This window comes from Methyloversatilis sp. NSM2, from assembly GCF_038066675.1.
Taxonomy (GTDB): domain Bacteria; phylum Pseudomonadota; class Gammaproteobacteria; order Burkholderiales; family Rhodocyclaceae; genus Methyloversatilis; species Methyloversatilis discipulorum_A.
On the sequence record NZ_JBBUKV010000001.1, the window covers coordinates 1,512,865 to 1,530,712 of the forward strand.

Consider the following 17,848-nt stretch of genomic DNA (forward strand, 5'->3'; position numbering starts at 1 on the left):
CCGGTGTCGCACTGGCTCATCGTCGCCGGCAGTGCGCGTGCACTTGCACGCTCCTGCGTCGAGGCCGGCTGGCGCTGCGACGTGATCGATCCATTTGCCGACAGCGACACCGCACGACTGGCCTGCCGGCTGGAACGCGGCGCCCTGTCGGGCGATCACTTCGATGAGCGGCTGCCGGCGCTGGTCCGGTCGATGGCCGGCAACTGGCGCGGCATCGTCGCCGGTTCGGGTTTCGAGGCCGTCCCGTCAATGCTCGACGAGCTGGATTCGATCGCACCGGTGTTCGGCAACGACGCCACCACGGTCGCCCGCTGCAAGGCGCCGATGAATCTCGCGGAGACCGCGCACCGGGCCGGTGTTCGCTGCGCAGAGGTCGACATTTCGGGCCCGGTGGCCGGCGACGACTGGCTGATGAAGCCGATAGGCGGCTGTGGCGGCATCGGCGTGCGTCCGGCGCGAGCGGGCGAACAGATCGCCGAGGGCTGGTTCGCACAGCGCCGTATCGACGGCGTGCCGGCGTCAGTGCTGTTTCTCGCCGACGGTCACGACGCACGCATCGTCGGCGTCACGCGCCAGTATCCAGGCAGCGTGGCCGGTCCCTACGCCTGGTGCGAAGCAGTCAGCGACCTGCCGCTGAGTGCCGCGCAGCATGCGCGGCTGGCGCGCGATGTCGCTGCACTGACACAACAGTTCGGTCTGCGCGGTCTGAATGGCGCAGATCTGGTATTCGACGGCGAGCACGCGGTGCTGATAGAGATCAATCCACGGCCTACCGCAACGATGATGCTGTACGAACAACGCGTGGCTGGCGGCTTGTTCGCCGCCCACGTAGCGGCCTGCGAAGGCCGGCTCGACGAGGTCGGACTGCTGGCCGGCGACGAGGTGCACGGACTGCGCGTGGTGTATGCGCCAGACACGCTGCGGATCGGCGACGATGCGGCCTGGCCGGCATGGAGTGCCGACCGGCCGCCGGCCGGCAACACGACGGCGCGCGCGATGCCGCTCTGCACGGTGCTTGCCACCGGTCGCGACGGCGCCGACGTGAGCCGGCTGCTGCGGCAGCGCGAACGACAACTTCTGGACACGCCCGGCCTTTTCGCCGGACAGATGACGACAACAGCCCTTTCCTGAGGAGAACTGAAGATGAGCAACCCTGAACACGGCCCGGTGCTGACCGGCGCACAGCCCAGCGTGGGCAAGCATGTGATGGCCCTGGTCGAGGGTCTGGTGCGCGACGCCGACGCGCTGCGCATCAAGGTCGAGCCGCTGCCCGGTGGCGGCCGCGTCATCGACGCCGGCATCAACTGCCCGGGCGGCATCGAAGCCGGCCGCCGCATCACCGAAATCTGCATGGGTGGTCTCGGCACCGCCACCTTCAACACGCGCGAAGCGCACTGGCCGCTCATCATCAACGTGCACTCCACGCACCCGGTCGTCGCCTGTCTGGCCAGCCAGTACGCCGGCTGGAGCCTGTCGCACGGCGAAGGCAAGGAGGCTTTCCATGCGCTGGGTTCCGGCCCGGGCCGTGCGCTGGCGGTGAAGGAGCCGCTGTACAAGGAACTGGGCTACAAGGACGACGCGAAGCACGCCGTACTGGTGCTCGAAGTCGACCGCCAGCCGCCGGCCGAAGTGCTGGCCAAGATCCGCCGTGACTGCAATGTGCCGGACGATGGCGTGACGCTCATCCTGACACCGACACGCAGTCTCGCCGGCACGGTGCAGGTGGTCGGCCGCGTGCTCGAAGTGGCGCTGCACAAGGTGCACGCGCTCGGCTTCCCGCTGCAGCACATCGTCGACGGCTCGGCCAGCGCACCGATCGCACCGCCGGCGCCCGACTTCCTGAACGCGATGGGCCGCACCAACGACGCCATCCTGTTCGGCGGCGTCGCCCAGCTCTACGTCGATTGCGAGGACGACGCCGCCGCCGATCTGGCGCAGAAGCTGCCGTCGTCGGCTTCGCGCGACTACGGCCGTCCGTTCGCCGAAGTGTTCAAGGAAGTGAAGTACGACTTCTACAAGATCGACCCGATGCTGTTCGCACCGGCCCGCGTGGTGGTGAGCAATCTGCGCACCGGCAAGAGCTTCCGCGCCGGCCAGATCAATACCGAACTGCTGGCCAAGTCCTTCGGCGAGGGCAAGTAATCGGCATGAACGTGCAGCAGGCGGACATCGCCATCGTCACCGACGAGCCGGGCTGGCATGGCGCCCGGCTGCGCGAGGCCTTCCGCGCACGCGGCCTGCTGGCCCGCTACGTCAGCCTCGGTGAATGCCACATCGACCTTCAGCGCGGCATTTCCGGCGTCGTCATGCCGGGCTTCGAACAGAAGCTGCCGCAGGCGGTGTTCGTGCGCGGCGTGGCCGGCGGTTCGCTGCAGCAGGTCGTGCTGCGCATGGATTTCCTGCACTACCTGGGCGAGCTGGGCATCCCGGTCTACAACCACGCGCGCGCGATCGAGAAGAGCGTGGACAAGGCGATGACCAGCGTGCTGCTGCACCGCGCCGGCATCCCGACGCCGCCGACCTGGGTGACCGAACAGGAAGCCGAGGCGCGCGCGGTGCTGATGCGCGAATTCGCCGCCGGGCACGACGTGCTGGTGAAGCCGCTGTTCGGCTCGCAGGGTGAAGGCATCGTTCGGCTGAAGGCCGGCGACCCGCTGCCGGCGGCGGAAACGCTGGGCAATGTCTGGTACATGCAGCGCTACAGCGCGCGCTCGCGCGACAGCGTCGGCGAGTGGTCGGACTGGCGCGTCATGGTGATCGACGGTAGGCCGGTCGCCGCCATGCTGCGCCGCGGAAAGAGCTGGCTCAACAACGTCGCCCAGGGCGGCGTCTGTGAGGCGATACCGGTGTCGCCGGACGACGCGCTGATGCGCCTGGCCGTCGACGCCACCCGCGCCTGCAGCATGGACTACGCCGGCATCGACATCCTGCGCGACGACCACGGCGAGCTCACCGTGCTCGAGGTCAACAGCATTCCGGCCTGGAAGGGCCTGCAGGGCGTGTCGCCGCTGAACATCGCGCAACTGCTGGCCGACGACCTGCTGCGCCGCATTCCGGGCGCTGGCGTGATCGCATGCTGAGCACACCGGCGGCCGCGCAGCTCGCCACCCTGTTCGAGCGCGCCTGCCGGCTCGACGTCGAAGCGCTCAAGCCGGGCAACGTCGGCCTTCACGGCGACGGTCACCGCATGCAGGTCGATGATTTCATCGCCAGTGCGCAGGCCGCGGCCGCACCACTGTGTCGCCCCGACGCCACAGTCGGCGAGCGCATCGAGGACGCGATGCGCGCCACCTGGCAGGCGGTCGGCTGCAACACCAATCTGGGCATCGTGCTTGGCTGTGCGCCGATCGCCCATGCCGCACTGCATCGAAACAGCAACGAAACGCTGCGCGCATCGCTGCAGCGCACACTGGCCGGGCTGACGGTCATCGACGCGTCACACGCGTATGCGGCAATCCGCCTCGCGCATCCGGCAGGCATCGGGGAACGCGCCGAGCACGACGTTGCCGAAGCTCCGGTGATCACGCTGCTCGACGCGATGCAGCTGGCGGCGCACCGCGACAGCATCGCCTCGCTTTACGCAAGCGGGCATGCTCTGGTGTTCGATCACCTGCTGCCAAAGTATGTTGCAGCGCGTCGTCGATGGTGCAGTGAAGCATGGGCAGCGACCACAGTGTTCATGTTCTGTCTCGCATTGATTCCCGACACCCATATCGCGCGCAAACATGGTGCGGAAACGGCGCGCTCGATACGCGAAAAGGGCGTCCAGATGTACGTTCGGCTTGAACAATGTCGTGATCCGGTTATGATGCAAGACGCGCTGATGGCATGGGACGCAGAGCTCAAATCAGTCGGAATCAACCCCGGTACAAGTGCCGACCTGACCGTCGTGACGGCCTTCCTGGCCGACGTGCTCGACTGGATCGAAGGGCGGCGCGAAGAGCAGCAGAAGAAGAAGTTTTGATCCTGTGTTTCGCACCCCGGAACATGGGTTACCACCCCGGGGGGGATCTACCCCCTATAACTGCCTTGTAAATGAGGAGATTCAATATGGCGAAGATTAACGGTCTGTGTGTTGGCGAATCCCTGGTTGGTGACGGCAACGAAGTTGCTCACATCGATCTGATCATGGGCCCGCGTGGCAGCGCCGCCGAAGCCGCGTTCGCAAACGCACTGGTCAACAACAAGGACGGCTTCACGTCCCTGCTGGCCGTTGTCGCTCCGAACCTGGTCTGCAAGCCGGCCACCGTCATGTTCAACAAGGTCACCATCAAGGGCGCCAAGCAAGCCGTCCAGATGTTTGGCCCGGCACAGCGCGGCGTTGCAATGGCCGTGGCTGACAGCGTTGCTGACGGCACGATCCCGGCTGACGAAGCCGACAACCTGTTCATCTGCGTTGGCGTGTTCATCCACTGGCTGGCCGACGACGACGCGAAGATCCAAGACTTCAACTACCGCGCTGTCAAGGAATCGATCGCCCGTGCAGTTGCCGGCACCCCGACCGCTGCTGAAGTGGTTGCCAAGAAGGGTTCCGCTGCTCACCCGTTCGCCGCCAACTAAGCTTCACCGCTCGGTTAGCACGAACGCCTCCGGCCGCAAGGCCGGGGGCGTTTTCTTTTGCAGCGTCCGCCACTGTCGATATCGCGATACCTGCCGCGTCGTCGACCGGCGCAGACGACCTTATCCACGATGACTCCAGTTCAACCCGCCCCGAAAGCCGGCCGCCGAGAATGGACAGGTCTGGCCGTGATCGCCCTGCCCTGTCTGGTCTATGCGATGGACCTGACGGTGCTCAATCTCGCGCTGCCGGCGATCAGCACCGACCTCGCACCCAGTGCGGCGCAGATGCTGTGGATCATCGACATCTACGGCTTCATGGTGGCCGGCCTGCTGATCACGATGGGCACGCTGGGCGACCGCATCGGCCGCCGGCGCCTGCTGCTGGCCGGTGCGGCCGCCTTTGCGCTGACCTCTGTGCTGGCCGCCTTCGCCAGCAGCCCCGGCACGCTGATCGCAGCACGCGCCCTGCTCGGCGTGGCCGGAGCGACGCTGGCGCCGTCCACGCTTTCGCTGATCCGCAACATGTTCCATGACGAGCACGAGCGGCAGTTCGCCATCGGCATCTGGATCACCGCCTTCTCGGTCGGCAGTGCACTCGGTCCGCTGATTGGCGGCGTCATGCTGCAGTACTTCTGGTGGGGCTCGACCTTCCTGCTGGCGGTGCCGGTGATGGCACTGCTCCTGCTGCTCGGCCCCTCGCTGCTGCCGGAATATCGCGACGAGCACGCGGGCCGCATCGACCTGCCCAGCGTGGCACTGTCGCTGTCCGCTGTGCTGAGCACGATCTACGGTCTGAAGCACGCGGCGACGCTCGGGCCCAATGCGCCGGCGCTGGTCGCCGTGCTGGCGGGCGTGAGCCTCGGCGTGCTGTTCGTACGGCGTCAGCGGACCATCGCCTACCCGCTGCTCGACGTCGCACTGTTCCGCCGCCCTGCCTTCAGCGCCACGGTGGCCGCCTACGCGCTGTCCTGCCTGGCGATGTTCGGCGTCTACATCTTCATCGCCCAGCACCTGCAACTGGTGCTCGGCCTGTCGCCGCTGGAAGCGGGCGTCGCCATCCTGCCGTGGTCACTCGGTTTCGTGTTCGGTTCGCTGCTGTCGCCGCGACTGGCGCGGCACGTGTCGGCGGTGTCGATACTGGTGTGGGGCATGGCGATCACCGCCGTCGGCTTCGCGCTGCTGACGCTGATCGATGGCCCGCACGGCCTCGCCGTGCTGGTCGCCGCCACTGTCGTGATGAGTCTGGGCATGGCGCCGGTATTCACGATAGGCAATGACATCATCGTCAGTTCGGCGCCGCCGGAACGCGCTGGCGCGGCCGCTGCGCTGTCGGAAACCAGCGCCGAGTTCAGCGGCGCGCTGGGCATCGCGCTGTTCGGCAGCCTGGGCACGCTGATCTACCGTCACCTGCTGACCGGAAGCATGCCAGCTGACTTGCCGGCGGCGTTGTCGACCGGAGCCCTGTCAACCATAGGCGGTGCGGTCGCTGCCGCCGCACAGTTGCCCGCGCCAGCCGGCGCCGCGCTGCTCTCGGCCGCACACGTCGCGTTCACCGACGCGCTGCAGTTCACCGCCGCCTGCGGCGCGGTGCTGGTGGCGGGCGCCAGTCTGCTCGTCGCACGCATCCTGCGCGCACCGGCGAAAACCGCCGCCGGAGCCGACGCGCGCTGATCACTCAGCGCAGTGCGGCCAGCGCCTGCGCCAGTTCGGGCACGCTGGCGACAGCAAGGTCGACCGGAACCGCCGCCGCTGATTCGCCCCGCCCCGCGCCGAACTCGTCCGGCCGCGCAAGAAAGGCGGTGCGCAGTCCGGCCGCTGCTGCCGCAGCCAGATCGGACGAATGCGCGGCAACCATCAGCGTCTGCGCCGGTGCGAGATCGAAAGCGTCGGCCGCCGCCAGATACACCACCGGTCGCGGCTTGTAGTCGCGTGCCACTTCGGCGCCCAGCACCGCGTCCCAGACGAAGCCGTTGCGCCGCGCCAGATTCACCATCAGCGCGATATGTCCGTTCGAACATGGCGCGATCCGGTAATCGCGGCGCAGCATCTGCAAACCGGCCGCCACGTCCGGCCAGGCATCGAGGCGGTGCCAGGCGAGGTTGAGCGCGACGCGCGTCGCCTCGTCGCAGTCGTCCAGACCGGCGCGGGCGAGCACGATGTCGAGGTTGCGCCGATGCAAGCGGTCGAGCTTGCAGAACGGAATACGCCCGGCGCGCACCTCCTCCATCGCCGGCTGGTACTCGGCCCGCCAGGCGTCCGCCAGCGCCCAAGCATCCGCGCGGTCGCCGAACACTGCCTGCAGTTCGCGCGCGATCGAAGTGCGCCAGTCCACCAGCGTGCCGAACACGTCGAACACCACCGCCTTCACGTCCTTCATGCGTCCTCCGGTCTGTTGTCGTGCGGCACGATTATCCGCGCGCGATGGCGGAGCGCCATGTCCGGGCGGAGAAGTTCTGCGAGACTGGTGATTGCAGGACCGCCCACCATTCTGGAACAGGAGTCCGGATGAATTTCCCGTCCGCCTACCCGCTGCTCGCCGATCTGGTGCTGTTGCTGCACTTCGCCGTCGTGCTGTTCGTCGTCGGCGGACTGCTGCTGGTGTTCGTGGGCAACAGGCTGAACTGGCGCCGGGTCAACGCGCTGTCTTTCCGGCTGGCCCATCTGGCCGCCATCGGCATCGTCGTCGCGCAGGCCTGGCTTGGTCAGGCCTGTCCGCTGACCACGCTCGAAATGTGGCTGCGCCGGCAGGCCGGCGAAGCGACCTACGGTGCGAGTTTCATCGAGCACTGGGTGCAGCGGCTGCTCTATTACGAAGCGCCGTCCTGGGTGTTCACGCTCGCCTATTCGCTGTTCGCACTGCTGGTGGCGGCGGCATGGTGGTACTTCCCGCCGCGGCGAGGCAGATGAGTTTCCGGCCCTGGCAGCCGCCTGGATCGGGGTCTGCGACCGACAATGTCCATGTCGCGATCAGTAGCTGCCGGCCTCGACTGCCTGCAGGCCGAGTATTGCCTGCCGCATGTCGCCGTCCTTCGGCTCGGCCTTGCTGCAGGCCTGGTCGCAGCCACCCAGTATCGGGCAACGCCCGAACAGTTCGGCCGCCCAGTCGACGAAGGCGCGCACCTTGGGCGACAGGTGACGGTTCTGCAGATAGACCACCGAAATCGGCATCGGTGATGGCCGCCACTGCGGCAGCACTTCGCGCAAGGCACCCGACTGCAGGTGGGCCTGCACCATGAAGCGCGGCGGCTGGATCAGGCCGAAACCCTGCAGCCCGCAAGCGACGTAGGCGTCACCGTCGTTCACCGACACCTTGCCCGGCACCTTGACTTCGGTTACCTCGCCCTCGACGACGAAATCGAGGTCGTAGATGCGACCGGTGCGGCTGGAGAAGTAATGCACCGCGCGATGCTGCTGCAGGTCGGCCAACGCGACCGGCTCGCCGTGACGTTCGATGTAATCGGGCGACGCGCAGGTTACCGTCTCCATCGTGCCGATGCGTCGCGCGACCAGCGTCGAGTCCTGCAGTTCGCCGATGCGGATGACGCAATCGACGCTTTCCCGCACCAGGTCGACCGGACGGTCGCCCATGCCAATGGCCAGTTCGATGTCCGGATAGCGGCTGTGGAATTCGCACATGCGCGGAATCAGCACCAGCCGCCCGACCGGCGCCGGCACGTCGATGCGCAGACGGCCCTTGGGCCCGCGGGCCACCTCGCGGAAGGACGATTCGGCCTCCTCGACGTCGGCCAGGATGCGCGCGCAGCGCTCGTAGTAGGCCGCACCGTCCGGCGTCAGGCTGATGCGCCGGGTCGTGCGGTTGAGCAGGCGCACCTGCAGCAGGTTCTCCAGGTTCTGCACCGCGGTGGTGACGGTGGCACGCGGCAGCCCGAGGCTGTCGGCGGCACGCGTGAAGCTGTTGGAATCGACGACGCGGGTGAACACCTGCATGGCCTGGAAACGATCCATGGCGCAACTCCGGACAAGGGTGGGCAAGCGAGCGCGCACCGGACCCTCGTCCGATTATTCGCACTCAACGAACAGTGTTACCAGATTAGACCAGTTTATCCACGACGGGCCAACATACAGAATCCGGTCACACCTTGACCCCGGCATGGCCGGCAGGACTGACCGCATGAATCTGCTGTACCCGGACGCGCACGGCACCGCTGCACCGCACGTGCGCAACATCGACATTGCCGGCCCGCACGGCCGCCTGCCGCTGCGCATCTATCGGCCGCGCTCGGACACCCTGCTGCCGCTGGTGATCTATCTGCACGGCGGCGGCTTCGTCGGCGGATCGCTGGACGACGCCGACCTGCCGGCGCACTACATCGCGGCGACGCTGCCTGCCGTCGTGGTGTCGGTCGATTACGCGCTGGCGCCGGCACACCCGTTCCCGGCCGCGCCTGAGGACGCCTACGCGGCGACGCTGTGGGCCGCCGACAACGCGGCCACGCTCGGCGCCGACGCGCAGCGTATCGCGGTCGCCGGCGACGACGCCGGCGGCAACCTCGCCGCCAGCCTGGCGCTGATCGCGCGCGACCGACAGGACGTGCACATCGCCGTGCAGGTGCTGATCGGCCCGATGCTGGACCCGAGCATGACGCGCACCGGCGACGCCGCGCGTCTGCAGTCCGACCTGCGCGCCGAAGACTGCGCCGACTGCTACCGCCAGTACCTGCCGCAGCTGTCGCAGCGCCTGCACCCCTACGCCGCACCGCTGGAGTCGTGCCGCCAGGCCGGTCTGCCGGCCGCCTACATCGCCACCGCCGGGCGCGACCTGCTGCATTGCGAAGCCGAGAAATATGCCGCGGCGCTGATCGCCGCCGGCGTGCACACCCAGGTCGAGCGTTTCGCCGGCATCACGCACGCCACCCTGCTCGCCCATCCGCCGCTGCTCGACGGCGTCGTCCAGTTCCTGCGCTGCCGGCTCGGCCGCGCGCAGGCCGGTCACAACGACGCACGTCACGCCGTCTGAACACCGATCCGATGCCTCTTCATTCCATCCAACCCTCCAGCAAGGAAGCCGCCATGTCCATCCCGCACACGCGCACCGCCCTCGCCCTCGTCATCACCGCACTGGTTGCCACCGGTGGTTTTGCCGTCATGCGCGCGCAAGCCGACACGCCGCCCGCCGCAGCGGCCGCGCCGGCCGCCACCCCGGTCGAAGTGGCCGAAGTCAGCCGCCAGACCATCATCGACTGGCAGGACTATTCCGGCCGGCTGGAGGCGGTGGATCGCGTCGAAATACGGCCCCTGGTGTCCGGCACGCTGACCGCCGTGCATTTCCGCGACGGTGCCCGCGTGAAGAAGGGCGACGTGCTGTTCACCATCGATCCGCGCCCCTACGCGGCCGAAGTCGAGCGCGCACAGGCGCAGCTGGCGGCGACCGAAACGCGGGCCGCCTACACCGCGACCGACCTCGCGCGCGGCCAACGCCTGGCGGCCGACAACGCGATCGCGAAGCGCGACCTCGACGAGAAGCAGAACGCCGCGCGCGAAGCCGCCGCCCAGGTCCAGGCGGCGCAGGCCGCGCTGACCGCGGCGAAACTCAACCTCGAATACACGCGCATCACCGCCCCGGTGTCTGGCCGCATTTCGCGCGCCGAAGTGACCGTGGGCAATATCGTCGCCGCCGGCGCCGGCACCACGCCGCTGACCACGCTGGTGTCGATGGACAAGATCTACGCCGCCTTCGACGTCGACGAGCAGAGCTTCCTGAAGTACGTGAATCCGGCTCGCGCCGCCGGCGGCGAACCGGTGCCGGTCTTCCTCGGCCTGGCCGACGAAGAGGGCCATTCGCGCCGCGGCACCGTGGCCTCGGTCGACAACCGCCTCGATACCTCGTCCGGCACCATCCGCGTGCGCGCCGTGTTCGACAACGCCGACGGTCTGCTGCTGCCCGGCCTCTACGCGCGCATCCGCCTCGGTGGCGGTGCCCCGCGCGAAGCGGTGCTGATCGACGAACGCGCCATCGGCACGGATCAGGACAAGCGCTTCGTGCTGGTGGTCGACGAGACCAACCGCACCGCCTACCGCGAAGTACGGCTGGGCGCGCGCCAGAGTGGCCTGCGCATCATCGAGAACGGGCTGAACGCCGGCGAACGCATCGTCGTCAGCGGTCTGCAGCGCACCCGCCCGGGCGACACCGTGGCACCGAAAAGCGTGCCGATGAACCGCGAAAGCCTGGTCGGTGCGCCCGCGCAGCCGGCCCGGCGTGCTCCGAACGTGAAGGCCTGATGCCATGAACATTTCCAGATTCTTCATCGACCGCCCCATCTTCGCCGGTGTGCTGTCGGTGCTCATCCTGCTGGCCGGCGCGCTGTCGCTGTTCCAGCTGCCCATTTCCGAATACCCGGAAGTGGTGCCGCCGTCGGTCGTCGTGCGCGCCCAGTTCCCGGGCGCCAACCCCAAGGTGATCGCCGAAACCGTGGCCTCGCCACTGGAAGAGGCGATCAACGGCGTCGAGGACATGCTGTACATGCAGTCGCAGGCCAACAGCGACGGCAACCTGACGCTGACCGTCTACTTCAACCTCGGCATGGACCCGGACAAGGCGCAGCAGCTGGTGCAGAACCGCGTGTCGCAGGCGATGCCAAGGCTGCCGGAAGACGTGCAGCGGCTGGGCGTGACCACGCTCAAGAGCTCGCCCACGCTGACCATGGTGGTGCACCTGATTTCGCCGGATAACCGCTACGACACGACCTATCTGCGCAACTACGCCGTCATCAACGTGAAGGACCGGCTGGCGCGCATCAAGGGCGTCGGTGAGGTCGGCCTGTTCGGTTCCGGCAACTACGCCATGCGCGTGTGGCTCGATCCGCAGAAGGTGGCCCAGCGCAACATGACCGCCAGCGACGTGGTGCGCGCGATCCGTGAGCAGAACGTGCAGGTGGCGGCCGGCGTCATCGGTGCCTCACCGAATTCGGCCGACGTGCCGCTGCAGCTGTCGGTCAACGCGCAAGGTCGTCTGCAGACGGTCGAGGAGTTCTCGGACATCATCCTGAAGTCCTCGCCAGACGGCAGCATCACGCGACTTGCCGACGTCGCGCGGGTCGAACTCGCCGCCTCGGAATACGGCCTGCGCTCGCTGCTCGACAACAAGCCGGCGGTGGCGCTGCCTATCCGCCAGGCACCGGGCGCGAATGCGCTCGACGTGTCGGCCGCGGTGCGCGAAACCATGGCCGAACTGGCCAAGGATTTCCCGCCCTCGGTCGAGTACCGCATCGTCTATGACCCGACGCAGTTCGTGCGCGCGTCGATCAAGGCGGTCATCGTGACGCTGCTCGAAGCGATCGCGCTGGTCGTGCTCGTGGTCATCGTGTTCCTGCAGACCTGGCGCGCCTCCATCATTCCGCTGCTGGCGGTGCCGGTGTCCATCGTCGGCACCTTCTCGCTGATGCTGGGCTTTGGCTACTCGATCAACGCGCTGTCGCTGTTCGGCATGGTGCTGGCCATCGGCATCGTGGTCGATGACGCGATCGTGGTGGTCGAGAACGTCGAGCGCAACATCGCGGAGGGCCTGTCGGCACGCGAAGCGACCTACCGCGCGATGCAGGAAGTGAGCGGCCCCATCATCGCCATCGCGCTGACGCTGGTCGCAGTGTTCGTGCCGCTGGCCTTCATGACCGGCCTGACCGGCCAGTTCTACAAGCAGTTCGCGATGACGATCGCCATCTCGACCGTCATCTCCGCCTTCAACTCGCTGACGCTGTCGCCGGCACTGGCGGCCATGCTGCTGAAGGGCCACGACGCCAAGCCGGACGCGCTGACGCGGGCGATGAATGCCGTGTTCGGCGGCTTCTTCGCGCGCTTCAACCGCTTCTTCAACCGCAGTTCGGAAAACTACGGACGCGGCGTCAGCGGCATGATCCAGCGCAAGGGCGCTGCGATGGGCGTCTATGCCGTGCTGCTCGGCGCGACGGTCGGCCTGTCCTACCTGGTGCCAGGCGGCTTCGTGCCGGCGCAGGACAAGCAGTACCTGATCAGCTTCACCCAGCTGCCGGCCGGCGCCTCGATCGACCGTACCGAAGACGTGATCCGCCGCATGGGCGAGATCGCGCTGGCCCAGCCGGGCGTCGAGAACGCGGTCGCCTTCCCCGGGCTGTCGATCAACGGCTTCACCAACAGTTCGAGTGCCGGCATCGTGTTCGCGACGCTCAAGCCCTTCGACGAGCGCAAGAGCCCGGAGCTGTCGGCCGGCGCGATCGCCGCGTCGCTGAACGCCAAGTTCGCCGACATCAAGGACGCCTACATCGCGGTGTTCCCGCCGCCGCCGGTCATGGGTCTGGGCACGCTGGGCGGCTTCAAGCTGCAGCTGCAGGACCGCGGCGCGCTTGGCTACGCCGAACTGGAAGCGGCCAAGGAAGCCTTCATCGCCGCCGCCGCGAAGGCGCCGGAACTGGGTCCGACCTTCTCCAGTTACCAGATCAACGTGCCGCAGCTCGACGTGGATCTGGACCGCGTGAAGGCCAAGCAGCTCGGCGTGCCGATCACCGACGTGTTCGACACCATGCAGATCTACCTCGGTTCGCTCTACGTGAATGACTTCAACCGCTTCGGCCGCGTCTATCAGGTGCGTGCCCAGGCTGACGCGCCCTTCCGCGCCGAAGCCGCGGACATCCTGGCGCTGAAGACGCGCAACACGAATGGCGACATGGTGCCGCTGTCCTCGCTGGTCAAGGTGAAGCAGAGCTTCGGCCCGGAAATGGTGGTGCGCTACAACGGCTACACGTCGGCCGACATCAACGGCGGCCCCGCGCCCGGCTATTCGTCCGACCAGGCGCAGGCCGCGGCCGAGCGCATCGCCGACGAAGTGCTGCCGCGCGGCGTCAAGTACGAATGGACGGACCTGATCTACCAGAAGATCCTTGCCGGCAACGCCGGTGTCTGGGTGTTCCCGATCAGCGTGCTGCTGGTGTTCCTGGTGCTCGCCGCGCAGTACGAAAGCCTCACGCTGCCGCTGGCCGTCATCCTCATCGTGCCGATGAGCATCCTGGCCGCGCTGACCGGCGTCTGGCTCACTGCCGGCGACAACAACATCTTCACGCAGATCGGTCTGATGGTGCTGGTCGGGCTGTCGGCGAAGAACGCCATCCTGATCGTCGAATTCGCCCGCGAGCTGGAACTGCGCGGACGCGGCATCGTCGAGGCGGCGATCGAAGCCAGCCGACTGCGGCTGCGCCCCATCCTGATGACATCGATCGCTTTCATCATGGGCGTGGTGCCGCTGGTCACGTCGAGCGGCGCCGGCGCGGAAATGCGTCATGCCATGGGCGTGGCGGTGTTCTCCGGCATGCTGGGCGTCACCTTCTTCGGTCTCTTCCTGACCCCGGTGTTCTACGTGCTGCTGCGCAAGGCCTCCGGCAAGCGCCTCACCCACGCCGGCCACACGCCGCTGCCTGACGTCGCAGCCGTCGCCCACTGATCCGGAGCATTGACATGAACACATCGTTGAACACGGCGAGCACGCTCGCTCCTGCAGATGCCTACCGCTCGCTGCGGACCGGTGCCGTGCTGCTGTCCAGCCTGCTGGTGCTGGCCGGCTGCTCGGTGATGCAGACCTACGAGCGTCCGGCGGTCGATACGCCGCAGGCCTTCAAGGAAGCGCCCGCCGGCAACAAGGACTGGAAGCCGGCGCGGCCGTCGGAAGAGCTGGCGCGCGGCGAATGGTGGACGGTGTTCGGCGACGGTCGCCTGAACACGCTGGTCGCGCAGGCGATGGCCGCCAACCAGGACCTGAAGGCCGCCGCCGCACGCCTCGCCCAGTCCCGCGCCCTGGTGCGCGACGCCCGCTCGCAGCAGTCACCGCAGGTCGGCGCCGGTTTCGGCCCGACCCGGCAGCGGCAGTCGCCGGCGGCGCGCGGGCTGGACGACAGCGCGGACGGCAACGCGCTGACGCTGTGGCGTGCGCAGGCCACCGTCGCCTACGAGGTCGACCTGTTCGGCCGCGTGGCCGCCGGCGTCGATGCGGCCAGCGCCACCGCGCAGCAGCGCGAGGCGCTGTTCCGCTCGCTGCAGCTCGCGCTGCAGGCCGACGTCGCACAGACCTATTTCCTGATCCGTGAGCTCGATGCCGAACAGGCGCTCTACACCGGCACCGTGCAGCTGCGCACTGAAACGCTGCGCCTGGTGCAGCGGCGCTTCGACGAAGGCGACGTGAGCGAGCTGGAACTGGCGCGCGCAAAGACCGAGCTGGCGTCGGCGCAGTCCGAGTCCTTCGGCGTGTCGCGCCGCCGCGCCAACGCCGAACACGCGCTTGCACTGCTGCTCGGCCGCGCACCGGCTGACTTCGCGCTCGAGCCGCAGCCGCTCGAGCGGGTCACGCTCGACATCCCGCCGGGCCTGCCGTCGGCACTGCTCGAACGCCGACCCGACATCGCCGCCGCAGAGCGCGCGATGGCGGCTGCCAACGCCCGTGTCGGCATCGCGCAGGCGGCCTGGTTTCCGCGTCTTAACCTGACCGGCGCACTGGGCTACGAATCGTCCGAACTGGGCAATCTGTTCCAGTGGAGCACGCGCAGCTTCGTGCTCGGACCGCTGGTCGGCACCGCGCTGACGCTGCCCCTCTTCGACGGCGGCGCGCGCGAAGCCGGGCTGGAACGCGCCCGCGCCGTCTACGACGAAGAGGTCGCCGCCTACCGCCAGACCGTGCTCGGCGCCTTCCGCGAGGTCGAGGACAACCTGGCCGGCCTGCGCATCCTGGCGGAACAGACGCGCACGCAGGACGAAGCGGTACGCGCCGCCGCGCGCGCCGCGCAGCTGTCGCAGATCCAGTACCGCGAAGGTTCGGTCAGCCAGCTCGACGTGATCGATGCCGACCGCAGCGTGCTGCTGCAGCGGCGCATCGCCTCGCAGCTCGAAGGCGAACGCGCGCGCGCCGCGGTCGGTCTCATCCGTGCATTGGGTGGCGGCTGGGACGGCCAGGCACCCGCAGACATTTCCGACGCAGGGCCGGACCAGCCCCTGCACGCCCGCAATCCCTGAGGAGCTAGAGCATGAACACGCAACAGAAAGTCGCCTTCATCACCGGTGGCAACCGTGGTCTCGGCCTTGAAACCGCACGCGGCCTCGGCCGTCTCGGCATCGAGGTGGTGATCGGCGTGCGCGATCCGGACAAGGGCGAGGAAGCCGTCGCCGCGCTGCGCAACGAAGGCATTCACGCTTCGGCCATCGGCTTCGACGCGACCAAGCCGTCGACCTTCCAGGCGGTATACGACCACTTCGCCAGCCAGTACGGCCGGCTCGACATCCTGGTGAACAACGCGGGCATCGCGCTCGGCGATTTCTTCGCGCCGAACGCCAGCACAGTGTCGCAGGACGTCCTGCGCCGCACCTTCGACGTGAACTTCTTCGCCGTGATCGAACTGACGCAGATCCTGCTGCCGCTGATCCGCAAGGCACCGGCCGGCCGCATCGTGAACCTGTCGTCCATCCTCGGTTCGCTCGGCACGCACTGCGCGCCGGACTCGCCGATCGCACCGGCCAAGGAAGTCGCCTACAACGCGTCGAAGACCGCGCTGAACGCCTACACCGTGCACCTGGCGGCCGAACTGGCCGACACGCCGATCAAGGTGAACTCCGCCCATCCGGGCTGGGTGAAGACCGACATGGGCGGCCCGAACGCACCGATGGACATCGCCGACGGCGGCAAGACCAGCGTGCAGCTGGCGACCCTGCCGGCCGACGGCCCGACCGGCGGCTTCTTCCACATGGGCGAGGCACTGCCCTGGTAAGTGCAGGCCGCGCGACGGCAACTGTGCTGCCGCACGCCGCGTAACACTTGTGCGCTGCGGCTCGCCTGGCGGCGGGCCGCGCGCTAGATTCGGCGCTCCTGCACATCACCGGAGCCTGTCTTGAGCCGCCCCTCGATTCTCGTCGCCCGCTACGTCCTGCCTGAACTGATAGACCGTCTGTCGCAGCATTTCGACGTCGATGCCAACCAGGAAGATCGCGTGTTCACACAGCCGGAGCTGATCGCGCGGCTGCAGGGCAAGGCCGGCGCCTTCATCACCGCCAACGAGAAGATCGACGCCGCACTGCTCGACGCCTGCCCCGGCCTGCGCGCGGTGTGCACGATGGCGGTCGGCTACAACAACATCGACGTCGCCGCCTGCACCGCCCGCGGCATCCTGGTCAGCAATACGCCGGACGTGCTGACCGAATCGACCGCCGACTTCGGCTTCGCGCTGATGATGGCGGCCGCCCGTCGCGTCACCGAAAGCGAGCGCTTCCTGCGCGACGGCCGGTGGACGCACTGGACCTACTCGCTGATGAATGGCGTCGACGTGTACGGCAAGACACTGGGCATCTTCGGCATGGGCCGCATCGGCCAGGCGATCGCCCGCCGCGGCGCGTTCGGCTTCGGCATGAAGGTGATCTACCACAACCGCAGCCCGCTCCCGGCCGCCATCGAAACGCCGCTCGGTGCGCGCTGGGTGGACAAGGACACGCTGCTGCGCGAAGCCGATCACCTCGTACTGGTCGTGCCCTATTCGCCCGTCGTGCATCACGCCATCGGCGTTGATGAGCTGGCGCTGATGAAGCCGACCGCCACGCTGACCAATATCGCGCGCGGCGGCGTGGTCGACGACGCGGCGCTGGTCGAGGCGCTGCGCCACGGCCGCATCGGTGCCGCCGCGCTCGACGTCTATGAAGGCGAACCGAAGCTGAATCCGGGCCTGCTCGAAGTGCCCAACGTCGTGCTGACACCGCACATCGCCAGCGCCACCGGCGCCACCCGCAAGGCCATGGCCGACCTCGCCGCCGACAACCTGATCGCCGCGCTGACCGGCGGCACGCCGCCGACGCCGGTCAGGCTCTGAGCACGACCGCTGCCGGGTCCGGGTCGGCCGGGCACTGCTGTCGCGCGTCAACCTCGGCCAGGAATTCGAGCACCCAGCGGTCGACGCGCGGCAGGCAGCCGGCCAGCGAGTCCTGCAATGAATCGAGTTCGAAGTAATCCGGTTCGTGCAGATAGGGGTGGGTCATCGCACCCACGTCAGCCGCGTCGTGACTCAGATCGACGACGCGGTGATCGATGTAGTTGTACTGGTGCTGGAAATGGCCGCGCAGCGAACCGCCGAACACGCGATTCATGAACAGCGAGCCATAGCGGCAGGAACCGGACAGATCGACCGGCATCACCACATTGCGCTCGACCGCCAGCTCGCACCACTTGCGGAACACGAAATCCTTGGCGTGGGAGAAATGCGCGCCGGTACAGGCGAGTTGCGCAACGTGACAGGCGTTCCAATCGGAATACATCGTGAACCCGGGGCGATGACGG

Annotated in this window: 16 protein-coding genes; 13 read left to right on the forward strand and 3 right to left on the reverse strand. The window is 67.9% G+C overall.

From position 1 onward, the window contains the following. The first annotated feature begins 3 nt into the window (after positions 1-3). The 6 genes from WJU27_RS06930 to WJU27_RS06955 all read left to right on the forward strand — a co-directional run bounded on the left by WJU27_RS06930 (position 4) and on the right by WJU27_RS06955 (position 6,231). On the forward strand, positions 4-1,131 hold the full coding sequence (locus WJU27_RS06930) for an ATP-grasp domain-containing protein (protein ID WP_341421561.1): 1,128 nt from the start codon (positions 4-6) through the stop codon (positions 1,129-1,131). A gap of 12 nt (positions 1,132-1,143) precedes the next feature. After that, positions 1,144-2,142 carry a methenyltetrahydromethanopterin cyclohydrolase gene (gene mch, locus WJU27_RS06935; protein WP_296810798.1) on the forward strand — a complete coding sequence of 333 codons (999 nt, stop codon included), beginning with the start codon at positions 1,144-1,146 and terminating at the stop codon, positions 2,140-2,142. Positions 2,143-2,147: 5 nt separating this feature from the next. Beyond that, positions 2,148-3,080 (forward strand): ATP-grasp domain-containing protein, encoded by a 933-nt coding sequence (locus tag WJU27_RS06940; protein WP_341421562.1) that lies wholly within the window; start codon positions 2,148-2,150, stop codon positions 3,078-3,080. Next, positions 3,074-3,964: a triphosphoribosyl-dephospho-CoA synthase gene (locus WJU27_RS06945; RefSeq protein WP_341421563.1), complete on the forward strand. Its 891-nt coding sequence runs from the start codon at positions 3,074-3,076 to the stop codon at positions 3,962-3,964. Before WJU27_RS06940 ends, WJU27_RS06945 begins: the two co-directional genes overlap by 7 nt. Before the next feature lie 86 nt (positions 3,965-4,050). Beyond that, positions 4,051-4,560, forward strand: a complete 510-nt coding sequence (gene fae / locus WJU27_RS06950) for a formaldehyde-activating enzyme (RefSeq protein WP_019918611.1) — start codon at positions 4,051-4,053, stop codon at positions 4,558-4,560. 129 nt (positions 4,561-4,689) lie between these two features. Further along, positions 4,690-6,231: an MFS transporter gene (locus WJU27_RS06955; RefSeq protein ID WP_445928425.1), complete on the forward strand. Its 1,542-nt coding sequence runs from the start codon at positions 4,690-4,692 to the stop codon at positions 6,229-6,231. A 4-nt stretch (positions 6,232-6,235) separates the two neighbouring features. Here WJU27_RS06955 and WJU27_RS06960 read toward each other — a convergent pair whose 3' ends face one another. Beyond that, the gene (locus tag WJU27_RS06960; RefSeq protein ID WP_020164334.1) at positions 6,236-6,937 is read right to left on the reverse strand and encodes a haloacid dehalogenase type II; all 702 of its coding nucleotides are present in this window, start codon (positions 6,935-6,937) and stop codon (positions 6,236-6,238) included. Positions 6,938-7,065: 128 nt separating this feature from the next. Here WJU27_RS06960 and WJU27_RS06965 point away from each other — a divergent pair, with 128 nt between their 5' ends. Continuing rightward, positions 7,066-7,467 carry a DUF2784 domain-containing protein gene (locus WJU27_RS06965; protein ID WP_341421565.1) on the forward strand — a complete coding sequence of 134 codons (402 nt, stop codon included), beginning with the start codon at positions 7,066-7,068 and terminating at the stop codon, positions 7,465-7,467. A gap of 60 nt (positions 7,468-7,527) precedes the next feature. On the opposite strand, the gene WJU27_RS06970 is transcribed toward WJU27_RS06965, so the two are convergent. Next, complete coding sequence (locus WJU27_RS06970; protein WP_341421566.1) at positions 7,528-8,526, reverse strand: LysR family transcriptional regulator; 999 nt, start codon at positions 8,524-8,526, stop codon at positions 7,528-7,530. Positions 8,527-8,692: 166 nt separating this feature from the next. Here WJU27_RS06970 and WJU27_RS06975 point away from each other — a divergent pair, with 166 nt between their 5' ends. The 6 genes from WJU27_RS06975 to WJU27_RS07000 all read left to right on the forward strand — a co-directional run bounded on the left by WJU27_RS06975 (position 8,693) and on the right by WJU27_RS07000 (position 17,384). After that, a complete protein-coding gene (locus tag WJU27_RS06975) occupies positions 8,693-9,538 on the forward strand; it encodes an alpha/beta hydrolase (RefSeq protein ID WP_341421567.1) in 846 nt (281 codons plus the stop codon). Between the two features lie 53 nt (positions 9,539-9,591). Further along, on the forward strand, positions 9,592-10,800 hold the full coding sequence (locus tag WJU27_RS06980; protein ID WP_341421568.1) for an efflux RND transporter periplasmic adaptor subunit: 1,209 nt from the start codon (positions 9,592-9,594) through the stop codon (positions 10,798-10,800). Between the two features lie 4 nt (positions 10,801-10,804). Further along, positions 10,805-13,987, forward strand: a complete 3,183-nt coding sequence (locus WJU27_RS06985; RefSeq protein WP_341421569.1) for an efflux RND transporter permease subunit — start codon at positions 10,805-10,807, stop codon at positions 13,985-13,987. A 14-nt stretch (positions 13,988-14,001) separates the two neighbouring features. After that, a complete protein-coding gene (locus WJU27_RS06990) occupies positions 14,002-15,546 on the forward strand; it encodes an efflux transporter outer membrane subunit (RefSeq protein ID WP_341421570.1) in 1,545 nt (514 codons plus the stop codon). Between the two features lie 11 nt (positions 15,547-15,557). After that, positions 15,558-16,295 carry an SDR family oxidoreductase gene (locus WJU27_RS06995; protein WP_341421571.1) on the forward strand — a complete coding sequence of 246 codons (738 nt, stop codon included), beginning with the start codon at positions 15,558-15,560 and terminating at the stop codon, positions 16,293-16,295. A gap of 120 nt (positions 16,296-16,415) precedes the next feature. Further along, positions 16,416-17,384: a 2-hydroxyacid dehydrogenase gene (locus WJU27_RS07000; protein ID WP_341421572.1), complete on the forward strand. Its 969-nt coding sequence runs from the start codon at positions 16,416-16,418 to the stop codon at positions 17,382-17,384. Here WJU27_RS07000 and WJU27_RS07005 read toward each other — a convergent pair. Continuing rightward, positions 17,374-17,826, reverse strand: a complete 453-nt coding sequence (locus WJU27_RS07005) for a hypothetical protein (RefSeq protein WP_020164325.1) — start codon at positions 17,824-17,826, stop codon at positions 17,374-17,376. The two genes, WJU27_RS07000 and WJU27_RS07005, sit on opposite strands and share 11 nt — an antisense overlap. Positions 17,827-17,848 lie beyond the last annotated feature (22 nt).